At 56.5% G+C, this 20,490-nt stretch carries 15 protein-coding genes; 6 read left to right on the forward strand and 9 right to left on the reverse strand.

What is annotated here, in order from left to right; translation table 11 throughout:
* Positions 1-84: 84 nt before the first annotated feature.
* From JJL52_RS17985 to JJL52_RS18025, 9 genes are all read right to left on the reverse strand, one after another.
* Positions 85-687, reverse strand: coding sequence for a hypothetical protein (locus JJL52_RS17985; RefSeq protein WP_202053875.1), 603 nt, complete (start codon positions 685-687; stop codon positions 85-87).
* Between the two features lie 144 nt (positions 688-831).
* Positions 832-2,046, reverse strand: a complete 1,215-nt coding sequence (locus JJL52_RS17990) for an argininosuccinate synthase (RefSeq protein WP_202053876.1) — start codon at positions 2,044-2,046, stop codon at positions 832-834.
* A gap of 179 nt (positions 2,047-2,225) precedes the next feature.
* Positions 2,226-2,747 carry a DUF6567 family protein gene (locus JJL52_RS17995; RefSeq protein ID WP_236994342.1) on the reverse strand — a complete coding sequence of 174 codons (522 nt, stop codon included), beginning with the start codon at positions 2,745-2,747 and terminating at the stop codon, positions 2,226-2,228.
* Between the two features lie 107 nt (positions 2,748-2,854).
* Positions 2,855-4,366: a fumarate hydratase gene (locus JJL52_RS18000; RefSeq protein ID WP_202053877.1), complete on the reverse strand. Its 1,512-nt coding sequence runs from the start codon at positions 4,364-4,366 to the stop codon at positions 2,855-2,857.
* A gap of 166 nt (positions 4,367-4,532) precedes the next feature.
* Positions 4,533-7,166 carry a glycosyltransferase gene (locus tag JJL52_RS18005; protein WP_202053878.1) on the reverse strand — a complete coding sequence of 878 codons (2,634 nt, stop codon included), beginning with the start codon at positions 7,164-7,166 and terminating at the stop codon, positions 4,533-4,535.
* A 247-nt stretch (positions 7,167-7,413) separates the two neighbouring features.
* Positions 7,414-8,832 carry a dihydrolipoyl dehydrogenase gene (lpdA, locus tag JJL52_RS18010; RefSeq protein WP_202053879.1) on the reverse strand — a complete coding sequence of 473 codons (1,419 nt, stop codon included), beginning with the start codon at positions 8,830-8,832 and terminating at the stop codon, positions 7,414-7,416.
* 18 nt (positions 8,833-8,850) lie between these two features.
* Positions 8,851-10,161 carry a dihydrolipoyllysine-residue acetyltransferase gene (aceF, locus tag JJL52_RS18015; RefSeq protein ID WP_202053880.1) on the reverse strand — a complete coding sequence of 437 codons (1,311 nt, stop codon included), beginning with the start codon at positions 10,159-10,161 and terminating at the stop codon, positions 8,851-8,853.
* Positions 10,162-10,175: 14 nt separating this feature from the next.
* A complete protein-coding gene (aceE, locus tag JJL52_RS18020) occupies positions 10,176-12,854 on the reverse strand; it encodes a pyruvate dehydrogenase (acetyl-transferring), homodimeric type (protein ID WP_202053881.1) in 2,679 nt (892 codons plus the stop codon).
* A 369-nt stretch (positions 12,855-13,223) separates the two neighbouring features.
* Positions 13,224-15,059 (reverse strand): LTA synthase family protein, encoded by a 1,836-nt coding sequence (locus JJL52_RS18025; protein WP_202053882.1) that lies wholly within the window; start codon positions 15,057-15,059, stop codon positions 13,224-13,226.
* Between the two features lie 238 nt (positions 15,060-15,297).
* Here JJL52_RS18025 and fae point away from each other — a divergent pair, with 238 nt between their 5' ends.
* The 6 genes from fae to JJL52_RS18055 all read left to right on the forward strand — a co-directional run bounded on the left by fae (position 15,298) and on the right by JJL52_RS18055 (position 19,922).
* The gene (fae, locus tag JJL52_RS18030) at positions 15,298-15,849 is read left to right on the forward strand and encodes a formaldehyde-activating enzyme (protein WP_202053883.1); all 552 of its coding nucleotides are present in this window, start codon (positions 15,298-15,300) and stop codon (positions 15,847-15,849) included.
* Between the two features lie 15 nt (positions 15,850-15,864).
* Complete coding sequence (locus tag JJL52_RS18035; RefSeq protein WP_202053884.1) at positions 15,865-16,494, forward strand: paraquat-inducible protein A; 630 nt, start codon at positions 15,865-15,867, stop codon at positions 16,492-16,494.
* Entirely contained in the window at positions 16,491-17,150 is a 660-nt protein-coding gene (locus JJL52_RS18040; protein ID WP_202053885.1) for a paraquat-inducible protein A, read from the forward strand. The genes JJL52_RS18035 and JJL52_RS18040 overlap by 4 nt, the downstream gene beginning before the upstream one ends.
* Complete coding sequence (locus JJL52_RS18045; RefSeq protein WP_202053886.1) at positions 17,101-18,684, forward strand: PqiB family protein; 1,584 nt, start codon at positions 17,101-17,103, stop codon at positions 18,682-18,684. The genes JJL52_RS18040 and JJL52_RS18045 overlap by 50 nt, the downstream gene beginning before the upstream one ends.
* On the forward strand, positions 18,677-19,333 hold the full coding sequence (locus JJL52_RS18050) for a PqiC family protein (protein ID WP_236994343.1): 657 nt from the start codon (positions 18,677-18,679) through the stop codon (positions 19,331-19,333). The genes JJL52_RS18045 and JJL52_RS18050 overlap by 8 nt, the downstream gene beginning before the upstream one ends.
* A gap of 403 nt (positions 19,334-19,736) precedes the next feature.
* Positions 19,737-19,922, forward strand: a complete 186-nt coding sequence (locus JJL52_RS18055) for a hypothetical protein (RefSeq protein ID WP_202053887.1) — start codon at positions 19,737-19,739, stop codon at positions 19,920-19,922.
* Positions 19,923-20,490 lie beyond the last annotated feature (568 nt).

Below are 20,490 nucleotides of genomic sequence, written 5' to 3' on the forward strand. Positions count from 1 at the left end.
ACGGAAACTGAATTCAAAAAACCGGGCAATAAAAAAGCCGCACTCACGTATGTCAGTGCGGCTTTTTTGTATCGAAATAAACGGTTACTGCTTATGCAGATAACTTTTGATGGTTTGTTTATAAGTCAAAATATTCAGGTTTTTAAACCAGATACCGGCTACTGCCGCGAGCAACAGCCCGCAAGCTCCCAAACTGACATAAATCAGTTTTTTCAATTGGGACACTTCCTTCAGCACCTGCTCGCTCGTACCGGCGGCGGACTGCTCGACTTTCGGCTTTGGATCCGAATAGGAACGCAGCACTTTAACGTCGTTTTTCAGGTCTTCGATCGTACCGAGCGAGGTAGCTGCGGCACCCATCCTGATACTGTCCTCGAGCATCCTGAGCTTGCTCTCGATCGAACCGCTGACCAGTCCGATCACCTGCCCTTTGAGCGCATTCACTTCGGAACTCAGCACCGAATTGCCCTCGCCGAGATTACCCGCACCCGGCTGTTTTTTCAGATAGGCTCCGGCTTGATAGGGAGGAACTACAAAATAACCGAGAACAGCGACCAGTACTGTCAATAAACAAACCGTCAGCAACAAAAACCGATTAGCCTTGATCAACGCCTGAGTCGAAGGAATGCTTTGCAGCCTGCCTCGAACCTCGATAATCTGGGAATGAAACTCTTGATTCTCGTTCATCAATTAACGCCTCTCGGACCGAACAATACAGCTTCCCCCTGAACGTCCGGCCCAATTATTTTTATAGTTATCAAAAGATCGCATGCTATGATCGGGACGAATTATACAAGCTAATCGGTCATCGCCGCATTTTATTTTTGCGAATCAGCGCGAATGTTTTGCCGCCGCAATCCGCATTCTGAGCGCATTCAGCTTGATGAAGCCTTCGGCATCCTTTTGATTGTAGGCGCCGCCGTCGTCTTCGAAAGTCGCGATGCTTTCGTCGAATAGGCTATCCGAATCGGAGCGGCGACCGACCACGATCACGTTGCCTTTATACAGCTTGACCCTAACCTTGCCGTTAACGTTGACCTGCGAAGCGTCGATCATCGTTTGCAGCATCCGGCGCTCAGGGCTCCACCAGTAGCCGTTGTAGATCAGCGAGGCATAACGCGGCATCAGTTCGTCCTTCAGATGCGCCACTTCCCGGTCCAGCGTCAACGATTCGATCGCCCGGTGCGCTTTCAGCATCACGGTACCGGCCGGCGTTTCGTAGCAGCCTCTCGACTTCATCCCGACATAGCGGTTTTCGACGATATCCAGGCGGCCGATGCCGTTCTCGCCGGCGATCTTGTTCAGCTTTTCCATGACTTGCGCCGGCGAATGCGGCACGTCGTCGATCGCCACAATGTCGCCCTGCTGATAGGTCAGCTCGATATAGGTCGGCTGGTCGGGCGCGGCTTCGGGGGAGACGGTCCAGCGCCACATGTCTTCTTCGGGCTCCGACCACGGATCCTCGAGAATGCGGCCTTCGTAGGAAATATGCAGCAGGTTGGCGTCCATGGAATAAGGCGACGCCTTGCCTTTTTTCATTTCGACCGGAATACCGTGCTTTTCCGCATAGTCGAGCAGGGTCTGGCGCGAAGTCAGCTCCCATTCTCGCCACGGCGCGATGATGTGAATACCGGGACGCAACGCATAGGCCCCTAGCTCGAAACGCACCTGATCGTTGCCCTTTCCGGTCGCGCCGTGCGAAATCGCATCCGCGCCGGTTTCGTTGGCGATTTCGATCAGCCGTTTCGCGATCAACGGCCGCGCGATCGAAGTGCCCAGCAGGTATTCGCCTTCGTAAATCGCATTGGCGCGGAACATCGGGAATACAAAATCGCGGGCGAACTCTTCCCGCAGATCATCGATGTAAATTTCCTTGATGCCCAAAGACTGCGCCTTCGCACGCGCGGGCTCGACTTCCTCGCCCTGCCCCAAATCGGCCGTGAAGGTCACAACCTCGCAGTTGTAAACTTCCTGCAGCCATTTGAGAATCACGGAGGTGTCCAAGCCCCCGGAATAAGCCAATACCACTTTTTTGATTTCCGACATAGCGCCTTAATTTTCTTCGTTAAAAATGGCGTGATTATACCGGAAATGGACTTGGCGTAAAAAGCCGCTTACCTAAAATTGTCCGGCTTGCGATCCGGGCATTTAATAAAACAATCAAACCATTAGGCCGTGTTGCGCATTTTCGATGCCGTTAAGCTATGGCGAAAAAATTCTCTATTTCAATAATGCGGCAGCGCTCCGCCTGCATTGTCGGTAAATTCGATCACATCCGCGCGCACAGTGATCTTGGGCAGTGCGAATAAAATGAAATAGGAAGAACTATGTTCAAACACCGCATTGACAATAGTCTGGGGCTTGCCTTCAGAAACCGGCGCACTCCGGTAAAGCTTGGAAATCGCCTCGTCGTAATGAGGCGCTGTCACCGTAATCAGGCCCAAAAAGCTAAAACCGACACTGCTGCCGGTCGCATTGGCTTTTATGATTTTGTAATTTTTTCCGGACAGGTGGACTGTGGTCGTAGTTAATACCTGGGTGCCTCCACTCGGCGGAATCAACGCCGATAACGCGGGAAGCGCCGGTATCGCCGCAGCGCAGCCGGCAAGAGGTAATACCAAGAATAAGATTTTCAGGAGTTTCGTCATGGTAACGGCCTCCGAGTAAGTTTGACGAGCAATTACTCTAGTAAGACATGCTCCGCTGCTGAAAAATGCCATTCGACTTTGGAGCTTGACAATAAGCATGGGAGAAGAGAGCGCGGCGTAGGGTACGCATCGCGTGCCTTTCAGGGTTCGCAGATAAACAAAACTTCAAATCAGGCACGCGATGCGTACCCTACTTCGACAGCTGTTTAAGCCTCTATCTGGGCGATCTTTTCGCGCCATACAACCGGCGCGGTCTCGTGCACCGAAACGCCCCGGCTGTCGACCGCGACGGTAACCGGCATGTCTTCGACGACGAACTCATGGATCGCCTCCATACCCAAATCTTCGAACGCGATTACGCGGGATTTCCGGATCGCCTTCGAGACCAGGTAGGCCGCGCCGCCGACCGCCATCAAGTAGACCGCCCGATGCCGCTTGATTGCCGCAGCCGCCTGGGGGCCGCGCTCGGCCTTGCCGATCATCCCGAGCAGGCCGGTATGGGCCAGCATCGTTTCAGTGAATTTGTCCATCCGCGTGGCAGTCGTAGGACCGGCGGGACCGACCACTTCATCCCGCACCGGATCGACGGGACCGACGTAATAAATGAATTTGTCCTTGAAATCGACGCCGGCCGGCAGCGGCTCGCCGCGCCGGATCAGATCGGTCAGGCGCTTGTGCGCCGCATCGCGGCCGGTCAGCAAGGTTCCGCTAATCAATAATGTCTCGCCGGGCTGCCAGGCGGCGGCTTCCTCACGCGTAACCGTGTCGAGATTGACGCGCTTTGCACCCTCACCTTCCCGGCTGATTTCCGGCCAATCATCCAGGCGGGGCGGAACCAGTTTGGCCGGACCTGCGCCGTCCAGCACGAAATGCGCGTGCCGGGTTGCGGCACAATTCGGGATGATCGCGACCGGCAGGTTCGCCGCATGGGTCGGATAATCGAGAATTTTGACGTCGAGCACGGTGGTCAGCCCACCCAATCCCTGCGCACCGATTCCCAGTGCGTTGATTTTTTGATACAGGTCAAGCCGCAGTTCTTCCAGCGCATTGCAAGGACCGCGCGCGATCAGCTCCTGGATGTCGATCGACTCCATGCAAGCTTGTTTGGCCAGCAGCATCGCTTTTTCGGCCGTGCCGCCGATGCCGATGCCGAGAATCCCCGGCGGACACCAGCCCGCTCCCATCGTTGGAACCGTTTTCAGCACCCAGTCGGCGATACTGTCGGACGGATTCAGCATCGCGAACTTGGCCTTCGCTTCGGAGCCGCCGCCTTTCGCCGCGACGTTCACTTCGACTTTGTCGCCCGGCACGACTTCCATGTGAATCACGGCCGGCGTGTTGTCCTTCGTATTGATCCGTTTGCCGGCCGGATCGCGCAGCACCGAGGCGCGCAGGACGTTATCGGGGTGCAGATAGGCACGGCGGACGCCTTCGTTGACCATATCGGCGACGCTGAGCATCGCATCCCATTGGACCTGCATCCCGATTTTCAAAAATACCGTCACGATGCCGGTATCCTGGCAAATCGGCCGCCTGCCTTCCGCGCACATCCTGGAATTGATTAGGATTTGCGCCATCGCGTCCTTCGCGGCCGGGTTTTGCTCCCTCCGGTAAGCGGCATCGAGCGCCCGAATGAAGTCCAACGGATGGTAATAAGAAATGTACTGCAAGGCATCGGCGATGCTTTGGACGAAGTCTTCTTGTTTAATCAGCGCCATAAGGGAATAACGGGTGAAGCAGCGGTAGGTAAGTAAGATCTGGATGCTCTGGCTGTCTTGGAGAGCCGAACGCTCAACGTTGAATCATCAAAAACGATAACTAACGCAGAAATCGGCAAAGCGGACCCGGGATTGACCTGATCCGCTTTGCCGGGATTTGGAACCCTTATTCGGGTTTCCCTGACGACGCGACGATTTCGTCGTCAATCTCGTCGATCGTCAACGCCGAGCCTTTCCGGTAATGCGGCAATATGCTCATCAATAAGGTGATCGTCGTTGCCAGATACGGCACCGCCTGCACCGACAGCACCCCCATCCAGAGCTTGCCGCTCAGATTATCGAAATGTTCCAGCGAATTCATGCCGAAAACGCCCGCCATCAGCAAAATGAGCAAGAACAATTCCTGCCGGATCACCAGCAGACCGGCAAACAGCGGACCCTGTTTTTCATACTTCGGCGTACGCATGAACGGTTTGCCCGGAACGAACATCCCTTGCCAGACCCCGCGCGCCACCGTATGCGTCAACGCCAAGCCGGACAGCGAGGCGCCGACCGATTCCCACAGCCTGCACGGCACTTTGGCTTGATACAGCCACAAACTGCGTAGAATTTTGAACGTAAACAGGCCGATCGTCGGCAGCAGGAACGCATTGACCGGCAATTCGGTATGGATCGGATCCAGGAAAATCACCCCGGTCAACACCAGACTCGCGACCGTGAACACCAGCGCCAGCGCATCCGAAAACCAAGGCAGCCAGCCGGCCACAAAATAATAGCGCTGGGCCGAGGTCAGCGGAGATTTTTTAGTCGGCTTAAAACTCTTCCAGTGCGCCTTGATGATCTGCATTGCGCCGTACACCCAGCGGAAACGCTGCGTCATATACCCGGACATCGTGTCCGGCATCAGGCCGCGGCCGAACGAATCCTTAACATAGACCGAATCGTAGCCGGCTTCATATAAACGCAAACCGAGCTCGCTGTCCTCGCAAATGCACCACTCGGACCATTTGCCGACTTCGAGCAGCGCCGACTTGCGGATCATCGTCATCGTACCGTGCTGGATGATCGCATTGTATTCATTCCGCTGCACCATGCCGATATTGAAAAAGCCGGCGTATTCCCAATAGCAGAAGCGCTTGAACAGGTTCACGTGACCGTCGCGGTAATCCTGCGGCGACTGCACGAAACCGATGTTCTCGTTGTCGAAATACGGGACCATGCATTTGAGCCAGTCCGGCGACAGAATATAATCGCTGTCGATCACTGCGATGATTTCGGCATCCGGCGCGGTTTCGACAAGCGCATGATTGATCGCTCCGGCCTTGAAGCCGGGCCAATTTTCAAGATGGTAAAAACGGAATTTCTCGCCCAGCCGTTCGCAGTCGTCGCGCACCGGCTCCCAAACCGCGGGATCTTTAGTGTTGTTGTCCATCACCATCACTTCGTAGTGCGGATAATCGAGCTTGGCCAGCGCCTCGAGCGTCTTCCGCACCATCATCGGCGGCTCATTATGAATCGGCAGATGAATCGATACCTTCGGATAGCGGAAATCGGGCGACGGCGCCAGCGGCTGGAAAGTCCGCGTGGTGCGCCGGTGCCAGACCACCTCGACGATTTCCATCGTTTCTATCAGCAGAATGGTCAACGCCAATAATTGCATCAGGATCAGCAGCACCCAGAACACGATCGTCAATTCGGTCTGGTACTGCTGCGCGCCGATCGATACGGTCCAGAAAATGAACGAGGCGGCCAGGTTGGTAATCACGCCGAAAAAGACGATGCCCGGCAATGCCATCGTCCGGCGCGTAAACAGGAAAAGCCCCATCAGCACCGCGCTCGCCGCGGCCGCGCCGGTCGCCCAATCCCGCCAGCTCGGCAGCGCCAATACCGCGCCGTCCATCGGATACTTCGGCTGCCGGTCGGCATTGAAAATGCCCCAGTAAGCGCCGGCCGAACCTTCGATTTCCATTTTCCAAGGTTGGTCGAACGCTTCGACGATATAATAAGGAATCTTCTGCTCGGCGGCCCGATTCAGAAACTCCCGCAGAAAAAACGCCTGATTCGTGCGCGAGGCGGTCGCATGGCGGGACGGCTGCCCATCCGACGGCCAACCGACCTCGGTAATCACGATCGGCTTGTCGGGATAAGCTTTCTTCAATTCCTCGTATTTCTCGAACACGAAATCGACCGCATCCTCGACCGCGATCCCGTTCCAGTAAGGCAGGATATGCGCGCCGATGAAATCGACTTCAGCGACCAATTCGGGATGCTTGAGCCAGATGTCGAAGGTTTCCGAGGTACTGACCGGACGCCAGGTACGCTTCTTGACTTCGCGGATATACTCGATCAGCTGCTGCACCGGAATATCGTTCCGGAACAGCACCTCGTTGCCAACCATCACCCGGACGATTTTATTGTTGTTCTGGTTGCTGACTTGCAGCAGAGTCTCGATTTCCTGGCGGTTTTTTTCCAGATCGCCGTCGATCCAGGCACCGACGGTACTATTCAAGCCGTGCTTGGCGGCCAGTTCCGGCACCTTGTGCAGACCTTTCAAAACACTGTAGGTACGGACCGCATGAACCTTGTTTTCGAGCACGGCCAGATCGGCATCGATTTCCGCTTCGGTCGGGAATTGACCGTTTTTCTGGGTATATTCTTTCCGGCGCGGATCGAAAGTCACCCCCATGGTCGTTTTGGTCCAGGATCTCAATTGCAGCGGGTTGTTGATGTAGCTCCAAATGCTGAAATTGACCAGGACAAGCACGGTCAACGTTAACAAAATCGTTAGTGTTCTTTTCATTAAGATACTTGAAAGGATTTAGTTGGGGTGCGTTTTCTTGAAAAACAGGAAGAATCCGAACGGTACGCCGATAAGATGATGCCGGCACCGACAGGCCGCTTTGATCGGCAGAATTATAGTGCAAATTGCATGGGGCAAATGATAATTTTAAATCATTCGGATCGGGAATGCTTCAAGCGTCGCGCTTGGGCGGTACTTCGACGGCCGCATCCCGGCAATTGCCGGGATGCGGCTCGTGCCGGGGAAATTAACTTTTTTTGACGTAAAGATCGGTAATCGTTCCGTTGATCATTTCGGCGGCAAATCCGAAAGTTTCGGAGAGCGTCGGATGCGGATGGATCGTCAGACTGATATCGTCCGCATCGGCGCCCATTTCGAGCGCCAAGACCGCTTCCGCGATCAATTCGCCCGCGTTCGGGCCGACCATCCCCGCGCCGAGTATCCGCCCTGTCGCCTTGTCGCAGACGATCTTGGTCACGCCTTCCTTGCGGCCGAGGCTCAGCGAACGGCCGCTCGCGGCCCACGGGAATACCGCTTTGTTATAATCGATGCCCTGCTGTTTGGCTTGGCTTTCGCTCAGCCCCATCCAGGCGATCTCGGGATCGGTGTAGGCGACCGAGGGAATCGTCAGCGCATCGAACCCGGCTTTGTGACCGGCCGCGACTTCGGCCGCCACCTTCCCTTCGTGGGTCGCTTTATGGGCCAGCATCGGGTTGCCGACGATGTCGCCGATCGCGAAAATATGCGGCACATTCGTCCGCTGCTGCTTGTCGACCGGGATGAAACCCTGCTCGTTGACCGTAATGCCGGCCGCTTCCGCGCCGATCAGCTTGCCGTTCGGGCGACGGCCGACCGCGACCAGCACCGCATCGAACAGTTCCGATTCGGGCGCGCCCTTACCTTCGAACGATACCTTCAGGCCGTCGTTTTGCGGCTCGATCGCGGCCACCCGGGTTTCGAGCCAGATGTTCTTGTATTGCTTCTTGATCCTTCTCAGCAGCGGCGTCACCAGATCTTTGTCGCAGCCCGGAATGATCTGGTCCATCAATTCGACCACATGGATTTCGGAGCCGAATGCATGATAGACAGTCGCCATTTCGAGGCCGATAATCCCGCCGCCGACGATCAGCAGCTTTTTCGGAATCTGTTTCAGCTCCAGCGCATCGGTCGAATTCCACAAACGTTCATCGTCATTCGGAAAGCTTGGAATTTGGGTCGGAGACGAACCCGCCGCGATGATCGCCTGATCGAACGTGATGGTTTTGGCGCCTTCGGGTGTTTCCACCGCGACCGTATTCGGTGCGGTAAATCGGCCGGCGCCCTGCACAACGGTGACTTTACGCTGTTTGGCCAGTCCTGACAGGCCGGTATTCAGCGATTTGCTGACGCTCTCTTTCCAGGCCCGGATCTTGTCGATATCGATCTCGGGCTTACCGAACGACAAGCCATGATCCTGCACTTCTTCCGCCTCATGAATCAACTGCGCCATGTGCAGCAGCGCTTTCGACGGAATGCAGCCGACGTTCAGGCAGACTCCGCCCAACACCGGATAGCGTTCCACCAAAGTGACCTGCTTACCCAAATCGGCCGCGCGAAATGCCGCCGTATAGCCGCCGGGACCGCCGCCCAACACTAAAACTTCCGTATGCAATGTTGCGTCGCTCATATCCGATGTCTCCGGGAATTAAAGTAACAGGCGGCGAAGATCGCCCAGATAGGTCTTGATCGCGGCCATGAAGCGGGCGCCTTCGGCGCCGTCGATCACGCGGTGGTCATACGTCAGGTCCAGCGGCAGCATCAGGCGCGGTTCGAATTCTTTCCCGTTCCAGACCGGCTGCATCTTGGCGCGGGTCACGCCGAGGATGGCGACCTCGGGCGCGTTTACGATCGGGGTAAAGGCGGTGCCGCCGATCCCGCCAAGGCTCGAAATACTGAAGCAGCCACCCTGCATGTCGCCCGGCATCAGCTTGCCCTGGCGTGCCTTCTCGCTTTTTTCGGCGAGTTCTGCCGCCAACTGGTTGATGCTCTTGGTATCGGCGTCGCGCAAGACCGGCACGACCAACCCGTTCGGCGTATCGACCGCGATGCCGATGTTGTAATATTTTTTCAGAATCAGGCTTTCGCCGTCGCTCGACAACGAAGCGTTGAAACTCGGAAACTGCCGCATCGCCGCCACCACCGCCTTGATGATGAACATCAGGCCGGTAATCTTGACCTCGCCGTTCTTCTTTTCGGCGTTGATCCGATTGCGGAATGCTTCGAGTTCGGTGATATCGGCTTCCTCATGGTAGGTCACCATCGGCAGATTCAGCCAGACGCGGCTCAGATTCTGCCCGGTCAGGCGTTTGATCTTGCTCAGTTTGACCGTCTCGGTTTCGCCGAACACCGAAAAATCGACCGCCGGAATCGGCGGAATGCCGCCGCCGGCCACGGCTGTCTGCTCGGTCAGCGCTTTCTTGACATAAGCCTTCACGTCCTCTTTCAGAATGCGGCCTTTGCGCCCGGAACCAGAGGTAACTTTGGCGATATCGACGCCCAGCTCGCGCGCGAACAGGCGTACGGACGGAGAGGCGTGCGCGATCACGCCGGGAGCGACTGCGGATACGGGAGCGGAAACTTCTCTCGCGGGAGCAGGCGCCGGGGCCGGCGCCGATACCGGTTCCGGAGCTTTTTCCGCCTTCGGCGCTTCCGCCGGCGCGGGAGCAGGAGCCGGCTGTGCCTTCGCTTCCTCCGGCTTGGCCTCCGCTTTCCCTTCTTCCGCAGCGACAGTTGCAATCAGCGTACCTTGGGACACCTTGTCGCCGCGCTTGATGAAAACTTCCTTGACCGTGCCTGCCGCGCTCGACGGCAAATCCATGCCCGCCTTGTCGGTTTCGAGCGAGGCGACCGTTTGCTCCAGCTCGACCACGTCGCCCGGCTTGATCAGCACCTCGACCACGTCGATATCGGTCACATTGCCGACGTCCGGCACTCTAATTTCAACCAAATTCGTCATTTTGTTCCTTCCGCTTAAACTAACCAGGGCGCTTTGATTTCGGGATCAATGCCGTATTTGGCGATCGCGACTTCAACCTTTCCTGCATCGAACTGTCCCATATCGGCCAGGCTTTTCAATGCCGCGACCGTCACATGATAACGGTCGACCTCGAAGAAACGGCGCAGTTTTTCGCGGGTATCCGAACGGCCGAACCCATCGGTTCCTAATACGGTATACGGCGCCTTGATGAACGGCCGAATCTGGTCGGCAAACGCACGGATATAATCGGAGGCCGCAATCACCGGTCCTGCCTGATTCGCCAGGCAATTGGCCACGTGCGGCACCCGAGCCGGTTCGGCCGGATGCAGGCGGCTCCAGCGCTCGGCGTCGTGGCCGTCGCGCGCCAGCTCGGTAAAGCTCGGGCAGCTCCACAGATCGGACTCGACGCCCCAGTCGCTGCGCAACAACTCGGCGGCCGCCTCGACTTCCCGAAAGATCGAGCCGGAACCGAGCAACTGCACGCGCGGGCCCTTCTTCTTTGCACCCTGGCGGAACAGGTACATCCCTTTCAGGATATCCAGTTCGATCCCTTTCGGCATCGCCGGATGCTCGTAGTTCTCGTTCATCACGGTGATGTAATAGAAGATATCCTCCTGATTCACATACATCCGGCGCAGACCGTCCTGGATGATCACCGCCAGTTCGTAAGCATAGGTCGGATCGTAGCTGATACAGTTCGGCACCGTCGCGGCGATCAGATGGCTGTGGCCGTCTTCGTGCTGGAGGCCTTCGCCGTTCAGCGTGGTCCGACCGGCGGTGCCGCCCATCAGAAAGCCGCGGGTGCGCTGGTCGGCGGCTGCCCAGATCAGGTCGCCGACGCGCTGAAAGCCGAACATCGAGTAATAGATGAAGAACGGAATCATCGGCACGTTGTGCGTCGAGTACGAGGTGCCCGCCGCGATCCAGTCGCAGATGCCACCCGCTTCGTTGATGCCTTCCTGCAGCACCTGGCCGTGTTTGTCTTCCTTGTAGAACATCAACTGATCGGCGTCCTGCGGCGTATACAGCTGGCCGACCTGCGACCAGATGCCGAGCTGCCGGAACATGCCCTCCATCCCGAAAGTCCGGGATTCGTCGGGCACGATCGGCACGATCCGTTTACCGATGTTCTTGTCTTTGGTCAGAATGTTCAACAGCCTGACGAACGCCATCGTGGTCGAAATCTCGCGGCCTTCGCCGGTCGCTTCCAACAGCGCCTTGAAGTCGCTCAGTACCGGCACGTCCAGCGCGTAAGACTTGGCTCTTCGGGCCGGCAGATGGCCGCCCAGCTCGGTGCGGCGCTGCCGCATGTATTCGAGCTCTTTCGAACCTTCGGGAAAGGTCAAATAAGGCAAATCGTGCAATTGCTCGTCGCTGACCGGCAGACTGTAGCGGTCGCGGAATTTGCTGAGCGACTCTTCGCTCATTTTCTTTTGCTGGTGGGTAATGTTTTGCGCCTGGCCGGACTCGCCCATCCCGTAGCCCTTGATCGTCTTCGCCAGAATCACGGTCGGCTGGCCCTGATGGTTGACCGCCGCCTGGAATGCCGCAAACACCTTCACCGAGTCGTGGCCGCCGCGGTTCAATTCCCAAATGTCGCGGTCGGACCAGTCCGCCACCATCGCCTTCAATTCCGGCGTATTGAAGAAATGCTCGCGTACATAGGCGCCGTCCTTCGCCTTGAAAGTCTGGTAATCGCCGTCGACGCATTCCATCATCCGTTTGGCGAGCAGGCCTTCGCTATCGCGCGCCAGCAAGGTATCCCAGCGCTGGCCCCAGACGACCTTGATCACGTTCCAGCCGGCGCCGCGGAATTCGCTTTCGAGTTCCTGGATGATCTTGCCGTTGCCGCGCACCGGGCCGTCCAGCCGCTGCAGGTTGCAGTTGACGACAAAGATCAGGTTGTCGAGTTTCTCGCGTCCTGCCAGGCCGATTGCGCCGAGCGATTCCGGTTCGTCGGTTTCGCCGTCACCGAGAAAGCTCCAGACCTTGCGCCCGCTCGTATCGGCCAGACCGCGCCCCTGCAGGTAGCGCATGAAGCGCGCCTGGTAAATCGCCATGATCGGGCCGAGGCCCATCGATACGGTCGGAAATTGCCAGAATTCCGGCATCAGCCACGGATGCGGATAGGACGACAGGCCTTTGCCGCCGACTTCCTGGCGGAAGCTGTCCAGTTGCGCTTCGGTCAGGCGGCCGAGCAGAAACGCGCGCGAATAATCGCCCGGCGTCAAATGGCCTTGGGTAAAAATCAGATCGCCGTCGTGCTGATCGGACGGCGCATGCCAGAAATGGTTATAGCCGACTTCGTATAGGGTCGCCGCTGAGGAAAAACTCGCAATATGGCCGCCGACGTTGGTATGCTTGTTCGCCCGGAGCACCATCATCATCGCATTCCAGCGCACGTAGGCGCGGATTTTTTGCTCGATGTCCTGATCACCGGGGTATTTGGCCTGCCGCGAAACCGGAATCGTATTCAGATAGGCGGTATTGGCACTAAAAGGCACATCGAATCCGGAATGGCGCGCCACCGCCACCAGCTGCTCGATCAAGAAATGCGCCCGCTCGTTGCCGTCTTTTTCCAGAACGGCCTGTAAGGCTTCAATCCATTCCCTCGTTTCGGCCGGATCGATGTCGTTCTGTCCGGTAATTTCTGAAATCAAATTGTTGGCCATTCTATGTTCCTGTTCTAGCGAGTAGTATTTGAATTCTTTGCGAGTGAAATTGATGCATTTCGGGGAGACTCCCCAAGGTTCCGTCCTATTTGCAAAATCGCCTTAACAGATAGCGGAGCCGGCAGACCTCGTCTTTAAAGGGCACATAGTATAAATCAAATGCGGGGACGCATAGAACCTGTTTTAGCAATCCGAACGTCGCGAACGGGGCAATTGGTGAGAATCCGGAAGAAATGATTGACGTTTCCCAAAATACCGGCTGCTCCTAAAACAAGTGCCTATCGCAATGACGGCCGAAACAGGATGTAAAATGGCATGAGTCTCGGAGGACAAGCCGCCAAATATTCCGGAGCTGCCGGATCCGGCGATTCACTCGGAAGCTTTAGGTTTCTCGGGCGGACCGACGAAATCAAGGTCCTGGGCAACGAGAGGGGACGAATATTGAGGGCGCGTCTCCTGTCGGCCGATGAACAAATCATTGCTGACGGTATTCACATTGCGCAGCCATTCTGCGGATTTTTGACATACTTCGTTATAAGGCGGTTCCTTGCAGACCTCGATCCTGCCGTCGTCGAGCAGATCGAAATGCAGGCCCGGCAGAGGCCGGATGCGCATCCCCTGAACCGGGTGCGTATAATCCATGATGGACTGCTCGTCGTAATTCAACAATTTCAGAATCAGCGCCGGCACTTGGTACAGCGGCAGGCTGCCGACTTTGACCGGCCCTTGGCGGCCGTTCAGGACCAGCATGGGCGTACTGACGTAAAATTTGAACATATCTGAGGTAAACTCGCTGCGGTTCGGCGCCAGCACGCCCGAATCGACGTAACCTGCGAAATTTTCGCCCAGAAACGGCAGATGATCGCCGAACAGGATGATGATGCCGTCCGGGTCGCGTTTCTGCATCTCGGCGATGAAGCCCATCAATTCCCGCGATTTATAATACACGGTGTTCGCATAGGTCGTGACTTCCTCGACCGGAGACGGCGACAAGATCTTGGGCGGCCGGCTTTCGCTGAGCGGATAATTCCAATGACCGAAATAAGTCACGATGTAATCGAAGATCGGCTGCCTGGCTTCGAGAGTAGGCTTGATCTTGTCCAGCACCTGCCGGTAGAGCGAAACATCGGACAAAAACTCACGGTTCATATCGTCCTGTACGAAGTCGTCGAGCGACCAGTAGGTTTGGAAGCCCATCCGTTCATACGCATTGACCCGGTTCCAGAACACCGGCACGTTCGGATGCGAAGCGGTGGTTCTGTAGCCCTTATCCGCCAGAATGCGCGGCAGGCACGGGACATGATTCAACAGCTGGCGCTCGAATTTGACGCTGTCCTTCACCACCGGAAAACCGCACAATACTTCGAACTCCGAGTTGGCGGTAAAACCGCCGAAGACCGGTGCCATCGCATGCGCATAATCGGCGCTTTTCCAGAGTTTCCGAAACTCCGGCGCCAGGGGATTCTGTTTATAGCGCGCCTTTTTCAGCCCGTTCGGATCCCAAAACGATTCGAGCAGCACCAGATGCACATTGCGCGGCGTAAAAGTTGGGCCTGGACGATCCGCCGGCGGCTGGGCAGACAGCAGGTTATGGGCCGCCTCTTGCGCGTCGTCGATATCGGGCGCCACGTCGGCCATCAGGAAATAACGCGAGCCTTCCTGCAAGCTGTACATCGTTGCGCCGTGCCAAAGATAGTTCGAGCGCTGATCCCAGACCGAATTGCCCAAATGCTTGTCGATCGGCTCCACAATCATCGCCGGCTGGTAAACGATCGTCATCCCGAGCAGAATCGCAACGACGCTGGCCAGGTAAGCGCTCCAGTGCCGCATGGTAAAATTGAACAGGAACAGGCTGGCGATCGCGGCCAACGGGATCGCCGCCGCGAAAAAGCGCCAGCCTTCCAGGATCAACAGCAGCGAGCGCAGCGCATAGACGTCGTCCGGCATGATCGGGCCGCCGAAAAACGAAATCTTGACCGCATTGCCGATATACAGGACACCGGCCAGCAAGGTCTGCAGCACTAGAAATATCCAAATCCGCCGAGACCAGGCGAACAGCATGTAAGCCGCAATCAGTTGCAGAAAAAAGTCGTAAGGAATCGCTACCGCCTTGATCTGCACGTCGAACTTGAACGTACTGATCAGATAAAACACCAGATAGAGCAAAGCGGTCGAAAAAAGCGGGGCTAGATATTTGTACGGCATGATCGGGCAAAAACGGCTGATACATACAAGTATCGAACCCGGGAACTGAACGGAAAATGAACGGACCATCTTATCATACCCATTCGAATCCTCCGCCGTTTTGCACACACAGCCGGGCTGCGTATCGCATCGATATCGCAAATCCCCTGCCGAACTCGGGACCGATAACAGTTGCCCCCCTTGCCTATCCGTCATAGAATGCCGGCTTTATCAGTTCACCTACACCTGCGGATTTTTTATGTCAGATAAAATTTGGTTCAGAACCGGCGAAGCGACCGTTTTTTCCAGCGAAGGCCAAGGCACCGACGCAATGCCCGAGATCCTGATCGGCCATGTAGAAGGACCGGCCGGCCATGCGTTTGCGAACCTGATGGGGCAAACCGAGGGGCATACCCGAATGTTCGCGATCCGTGCCTGCAATCAACAGGTGCGCCCCGCTACCCTGATGGTGCCGAAAGTCACGATCAAGTCGTCCGCCTACGTGAACCTGCTCGGCGGTCCGGTGCAGTCGGCGGTGGCCGACGCGGTGCTGGATAGCGTGATCGACGGCGTGCTGCCGCGCGATCAGGTCAACGACCTGTGCATCATCGCGATGATCTGGATAGCCCCCGAATGCGCGACCAATCCCGACCTGGACCGGAAAGACCTGTACCGGACCAATTATGAAGCGATGAAACTGGCGATTTCGCGCGCGATGGGCAATTCGCCGACCATCGACGAACTGATTGCGAACCGCCACAAGATCTTCCACGAAATGTACGACCCGGAAACCGGCGAATCGCAATGGTAACCGTACCTCCCGGCCATGCGCGCCCGGCCTAAACTACAGCTGGAGGCATGCCCCGAATGCGATGCGCTGCTGAGGCCGGCAGCGCTCGTTGACGGCGACAAAGCGCACTGTCCGCGCTGCGGATTTCTGTTGCAGCGTGCGCAAAAGAACAGCATCGAGCGCAGCCTTGCCTTGTCGGTCGCAGGTCTGCTGCTGTTCGTTCCGGCCAATTGTCTGCCCCTGGTCGGTATCAAATTTCTGGGCAACGCCAAAGACGGCATTCTACTGTCCGGCGTCGCGGCTTTGTACGGAGAAGGCATGTGGGCCGTCGCCACACTGGTGTTCCTTTCCAGCATGTTGTTTCCGCTCGTGAATATCCTGCTGAGTCTTGCGATCAGCCTGCATCTCTATCTGAACCGCCCAAACCGCTACCTCAGGCACTGGATGCGCTGGCTGCAGCATCTGGACGAATGGGCGATGCTGGAGGTTTATACGCTCGGCATCATCGTCGCCTGCGTCAAGCTGTCTTCGATGGCCGACCTGCACTTCGGCCTGGGATTGTATGCGTTTGTCGGCCTGCTGCTGGTCACTGTCGCGCTGGCGGCCAGCCTCGACCGGACGCTGTTCTGGCAGCGCATCGATGCCCTGCGCAGGAAACCGGCATGAAGCGATTGCCCGGCGCGCTGCGGCAAGGGCTGATCCGCTGCCATGACTGCGGCGCACTCGCAAAGCAGGAAACGGTCCCTCACCCTTGCCCGGTCTGCGGCAGCCCGCTGCAGGCGCGCATTCCGGACAGCCTGACGCGCACGATGGCGTTCCTGCTTTCGGGCTATGCACTGTATGTGCCGGCGAATCTGTTTCCGATCATGACCGTAACCCGCTTCGGCGTCGGCGAACCGCATACGATTCTCGGCGGCATCCTGGCCCTGATCGACGGCGAAATGCTGCCGATCGCCATCCTGGTTTTCATCGCCAGTATTCTGGTGCCGCTGCTGAAACTGCTCGGCCTGACGCTGTTGTGGCTGTGCGTGTTTTACCGCTGGCAGGTCAATGCGCGGCGCTGGACGCTGATGTACCGGATGATTGCCTTTGTCGGGCGCTGGTCGATGCTGGACATTTTCATGATTTCCATTTTAATCTCGCTGGTCGATCTCGGCGGCGTCGCCCAGGTTCTGGCCGGCCCGGCCGCGACCGCGTTCGCCGCGGTCGTAGTGATCACGCTCTTTGCGGCCAAAAGTTTCGATCCCCGCCTGATCTGGGACCATCAAACGCATGATGAACGACGAATTCGCCTACGAAACCCACGACGCCTCGCTGAATAAAAAACCGGAATTTCCTCTCGTCTGGCTGCTGCCGATCTGCGCCTTCCTGGTCAGCGGCTGGCTGATCTACCGTTCGGCTTCCGAAAAAGGCCCGGTGATCACGATCGATTTCCCGACCGCAGAAGGCCTTGAAATCGACAAGACCAAAATTCGCTATCTGGACGTCGAAATCGGCAAGGTGACCGACATCAGCATCAACGACGATTCGAAAACGATCAAAGTCACCGCGCAGATGCAACGCGATGCCGAGCACTACCTGAAGAAGAACACCAGCTTCTGGGTCGTACGCCCTCAGGTCGGCCTGGCCGGTATCTCGGGGTTGAATACGCTGATTTCCGGGGCATATATCGAAGTCAAACCCGGAGACGGCGCCTACGAACGTCATTTTGTCGGCCTTTCCACGGCACCCGTTCTGAAAACCGAAGCCAAAGGCAGGCAGTTCGTCCTCGAAACGGCCAACCTGGGCTCGCTCGGTCCCCATACTCAGATCAATTTCCACGGCATTCCGGTCGGCGAGGTATTGAGCCACGAACTCTCGGTCAACGCCGACTCGATCCGGCTGGTCGTCTTCATCAAGGCCCCATACGACCAGTTCGTTCGCCAAAACACCCGTTTCTGGAAAGACAGCGGTATCGACCTGTCGGCCGGCGCAGACGGTTTCAAGGTCCGGACCGGCCCCCTGGTTTCGATGCTGAGCGGAGGCATCGCCTTCCGAACACCGCCGGAAGATACGGTCAAGGACATCAAGCCGGAATATGCGATGTTCCATCTTTACGAAAACTACGAGCAATCCACCCGGATCGAGTACCGCAACACGCTGAAATACGTGATGTACTTCAACGGTTCGGTGCGCGGCCTGACCGAAGGCGCGCCGGTACAGCTGCGCGGCATACCGATCGGCACCGTCACCGGCATCAGCCTGGAGCTGGACGCCAAAACCGCGGACATCCGGATTCCGGTTACGGTAGATCTGGAACCCGAACGGATCAAGGAATTCAACAAGCAGCCGAATCTTAGCAATAAGGACATGATCGCCCGTCTGATCAACAAAGGCCTGCGCGCGCAACTGCGGACCGGCAGTCTGTTGACCGGCCAATTGCTGGTTGATCTCGATTTCCATCCGAACAGCAAGATCACTCTGCATGCCCACAGCGGGCCTTATCAGGAATTTCCGACCATTCCCAGCTCGCTCGACCAGTTTACGAATTCGGCGCAGACGATCATGGACAAGATCTCGAAACTTCCGCTGGAAGAGTTGACCACCGAAGCGAACAACACACTGAAATCGCTCCAGGCCACCGCCAAAACGGCGAACGGCTTGCTCTCGGGCACGGAACAAACGATGCGCAACGCCGACAAGACACTGCAATCGGCCGACCATCTGCTGCGCCTCTTGGAGCCCGGCTCGACGACGCGCCACGAATTCGACATGCTGCTGCTGGAACTGAATCAGTCGGCCACGTCGATCAGGCAGCTGACCGATTATCTGGAACAGCATCCCGAAGCATTATTACGCGGTAAAGATGATGAATAAGATGATGTGTAACAGCGCATCCGCCATAACCCACAAGGTGGATGCGCTGCGCTTATCCACCCTACGATACCTACTCCTACTATACCGTTTAAACATCTTTGCCGTCTGTCTACTGACGGCTTGCGCAACAACGCCGGAAACGCATTTTTATGTGTTGAGCCCGTTGAGCGCCTCTCTGCAAACCGCAAAAGCCGAAACCCCTAAACGGCTGATCGGCGTCGGTCCGGTGACGGTCCCCGCGCTGCTCGGACGCAAGCAGATCGTGACCCGCACCGGCGACAACAGCATCGCGTCCAGCGAATTCCACCAATGGGCGGCGCCTTTGAAAGAAGCCATTACCGAAACGCTGGCGCAAAACCTGTCCGCCCTACTGCCGAACGACATCGTCAAAGCCTATCCGTGGAGCGCATACGGCGAGATGGATGTCCACATCATCATCGACATTGTCCGCTTCGAATCCACTGCTTCCGAAACCGCCGAGCTGGCGGCAAACTGGTCGATCATGGACGATAAAACGCTGCGCCTCGTCAAACACGGCCAGGCTAGAATCACCCGCCCTCAAGCAGGCCCCGGTCACGCCGAGGCAGTCAAGGCGCTAAGCGAAGCCTTGCAGGAATTCGGCCGGCAATTGGCCGATGTCTTGCTATAGATAACGGCGTGGAAAGATGAAGTAAGGCTAACGGGTTTTGCCAACCCGGCAACTCGGCGATGCTCTACCGGGCAACTGCCTTTTACTAAAACAGGCCGGCTACTAACGGCCATTTTCAGCCGATTAAGATAAACTCTGTAACGGCTGCTATAAATTACATCTTACTCTCTGGAAAGACTTTCTTCACCGGCGACCGACTGGGGCCACTTGAGCGAGAGGCGGAAAGTTTTCGAAGCTAAACGCTTTCGAAAACACTTTCGAAATGGCAAGTGCCGTAGCCGCCTCTGAATGGACTCTGGGAATACAGTCATTATTCTTCCGGTCGTTAAAATCGAACAGTTATGCCGCATAGGTAACGGATGTAGCACGGAAGTATGCACGAACCCTTTGAGGCTGACTTTGAATGGATTTCAGCTGCGCCATCACCTTCTTCCTGAGCTGGTCATTGATTCTGGCGGATTCGCTCGCATTCATGTTCTTTGATGAGTCGCTGCATGAAGCGAATCGACAGTGGGCGTCGTGCCTGCACCATTACCAGAGCGCCCTATCCGCGCCACAATCGTGGAACGTCTCCCCCCAATTCGTCTGAAATAGAAGTTTGTGAGTGTCCTCGTTAATGCCATACCGTCATACCCACCGGGAAACGGGAAGCGGGTATCCAGTGCCAGGGATGGCAAGCTTCAAGCTATCCATGCAGCCTGGATTCCGGCAATCCATGCCGGAATGACGGACTTGTGTATAAGGGTATGCGTTAATGCCTCCGGACCGCCGTTTTGCGGAGTTGATCGCGTTCCAGTTTTCGTTTACCGATTCACTCTATCTTAATCAAAAAATGATGCTCGGATTGTTCGGCTTATTATGGCCAAGTTAATTGTATACAGCTGTCTATAATTAGGCTGATTAAAGAGAAAACTTGCTGCGCATTTTAGTTAACGTACTGTAAAAACTAATAACCTAGAAATTTTAACAAGAGGTTGACAATGTTTAAGAAAATACAAATTTTACTTGCAGTTGCAATTGTAGGCATTGCGTTCAATGCTCCTGTTTTTGCTAAAACAGATAAGAATACGAATAGCGGCGGTTCGAACTCCAATGCAGGGAGCAACGGGAACGGCGGTTCGAACTCCAATGCTGGGGGCAACGGGAACGGCGGTTCG

The organism is Candidatus Methylomicrobium oryzae, from assembly GCF_016745425.1.
Classification (GTDB): Bacteria; Pseudomonadota; Gammaproteobacteria; order Methylococcales; family Methylomonadaceae; genus Methylomicrobium; species Methylomicrobium oryzae.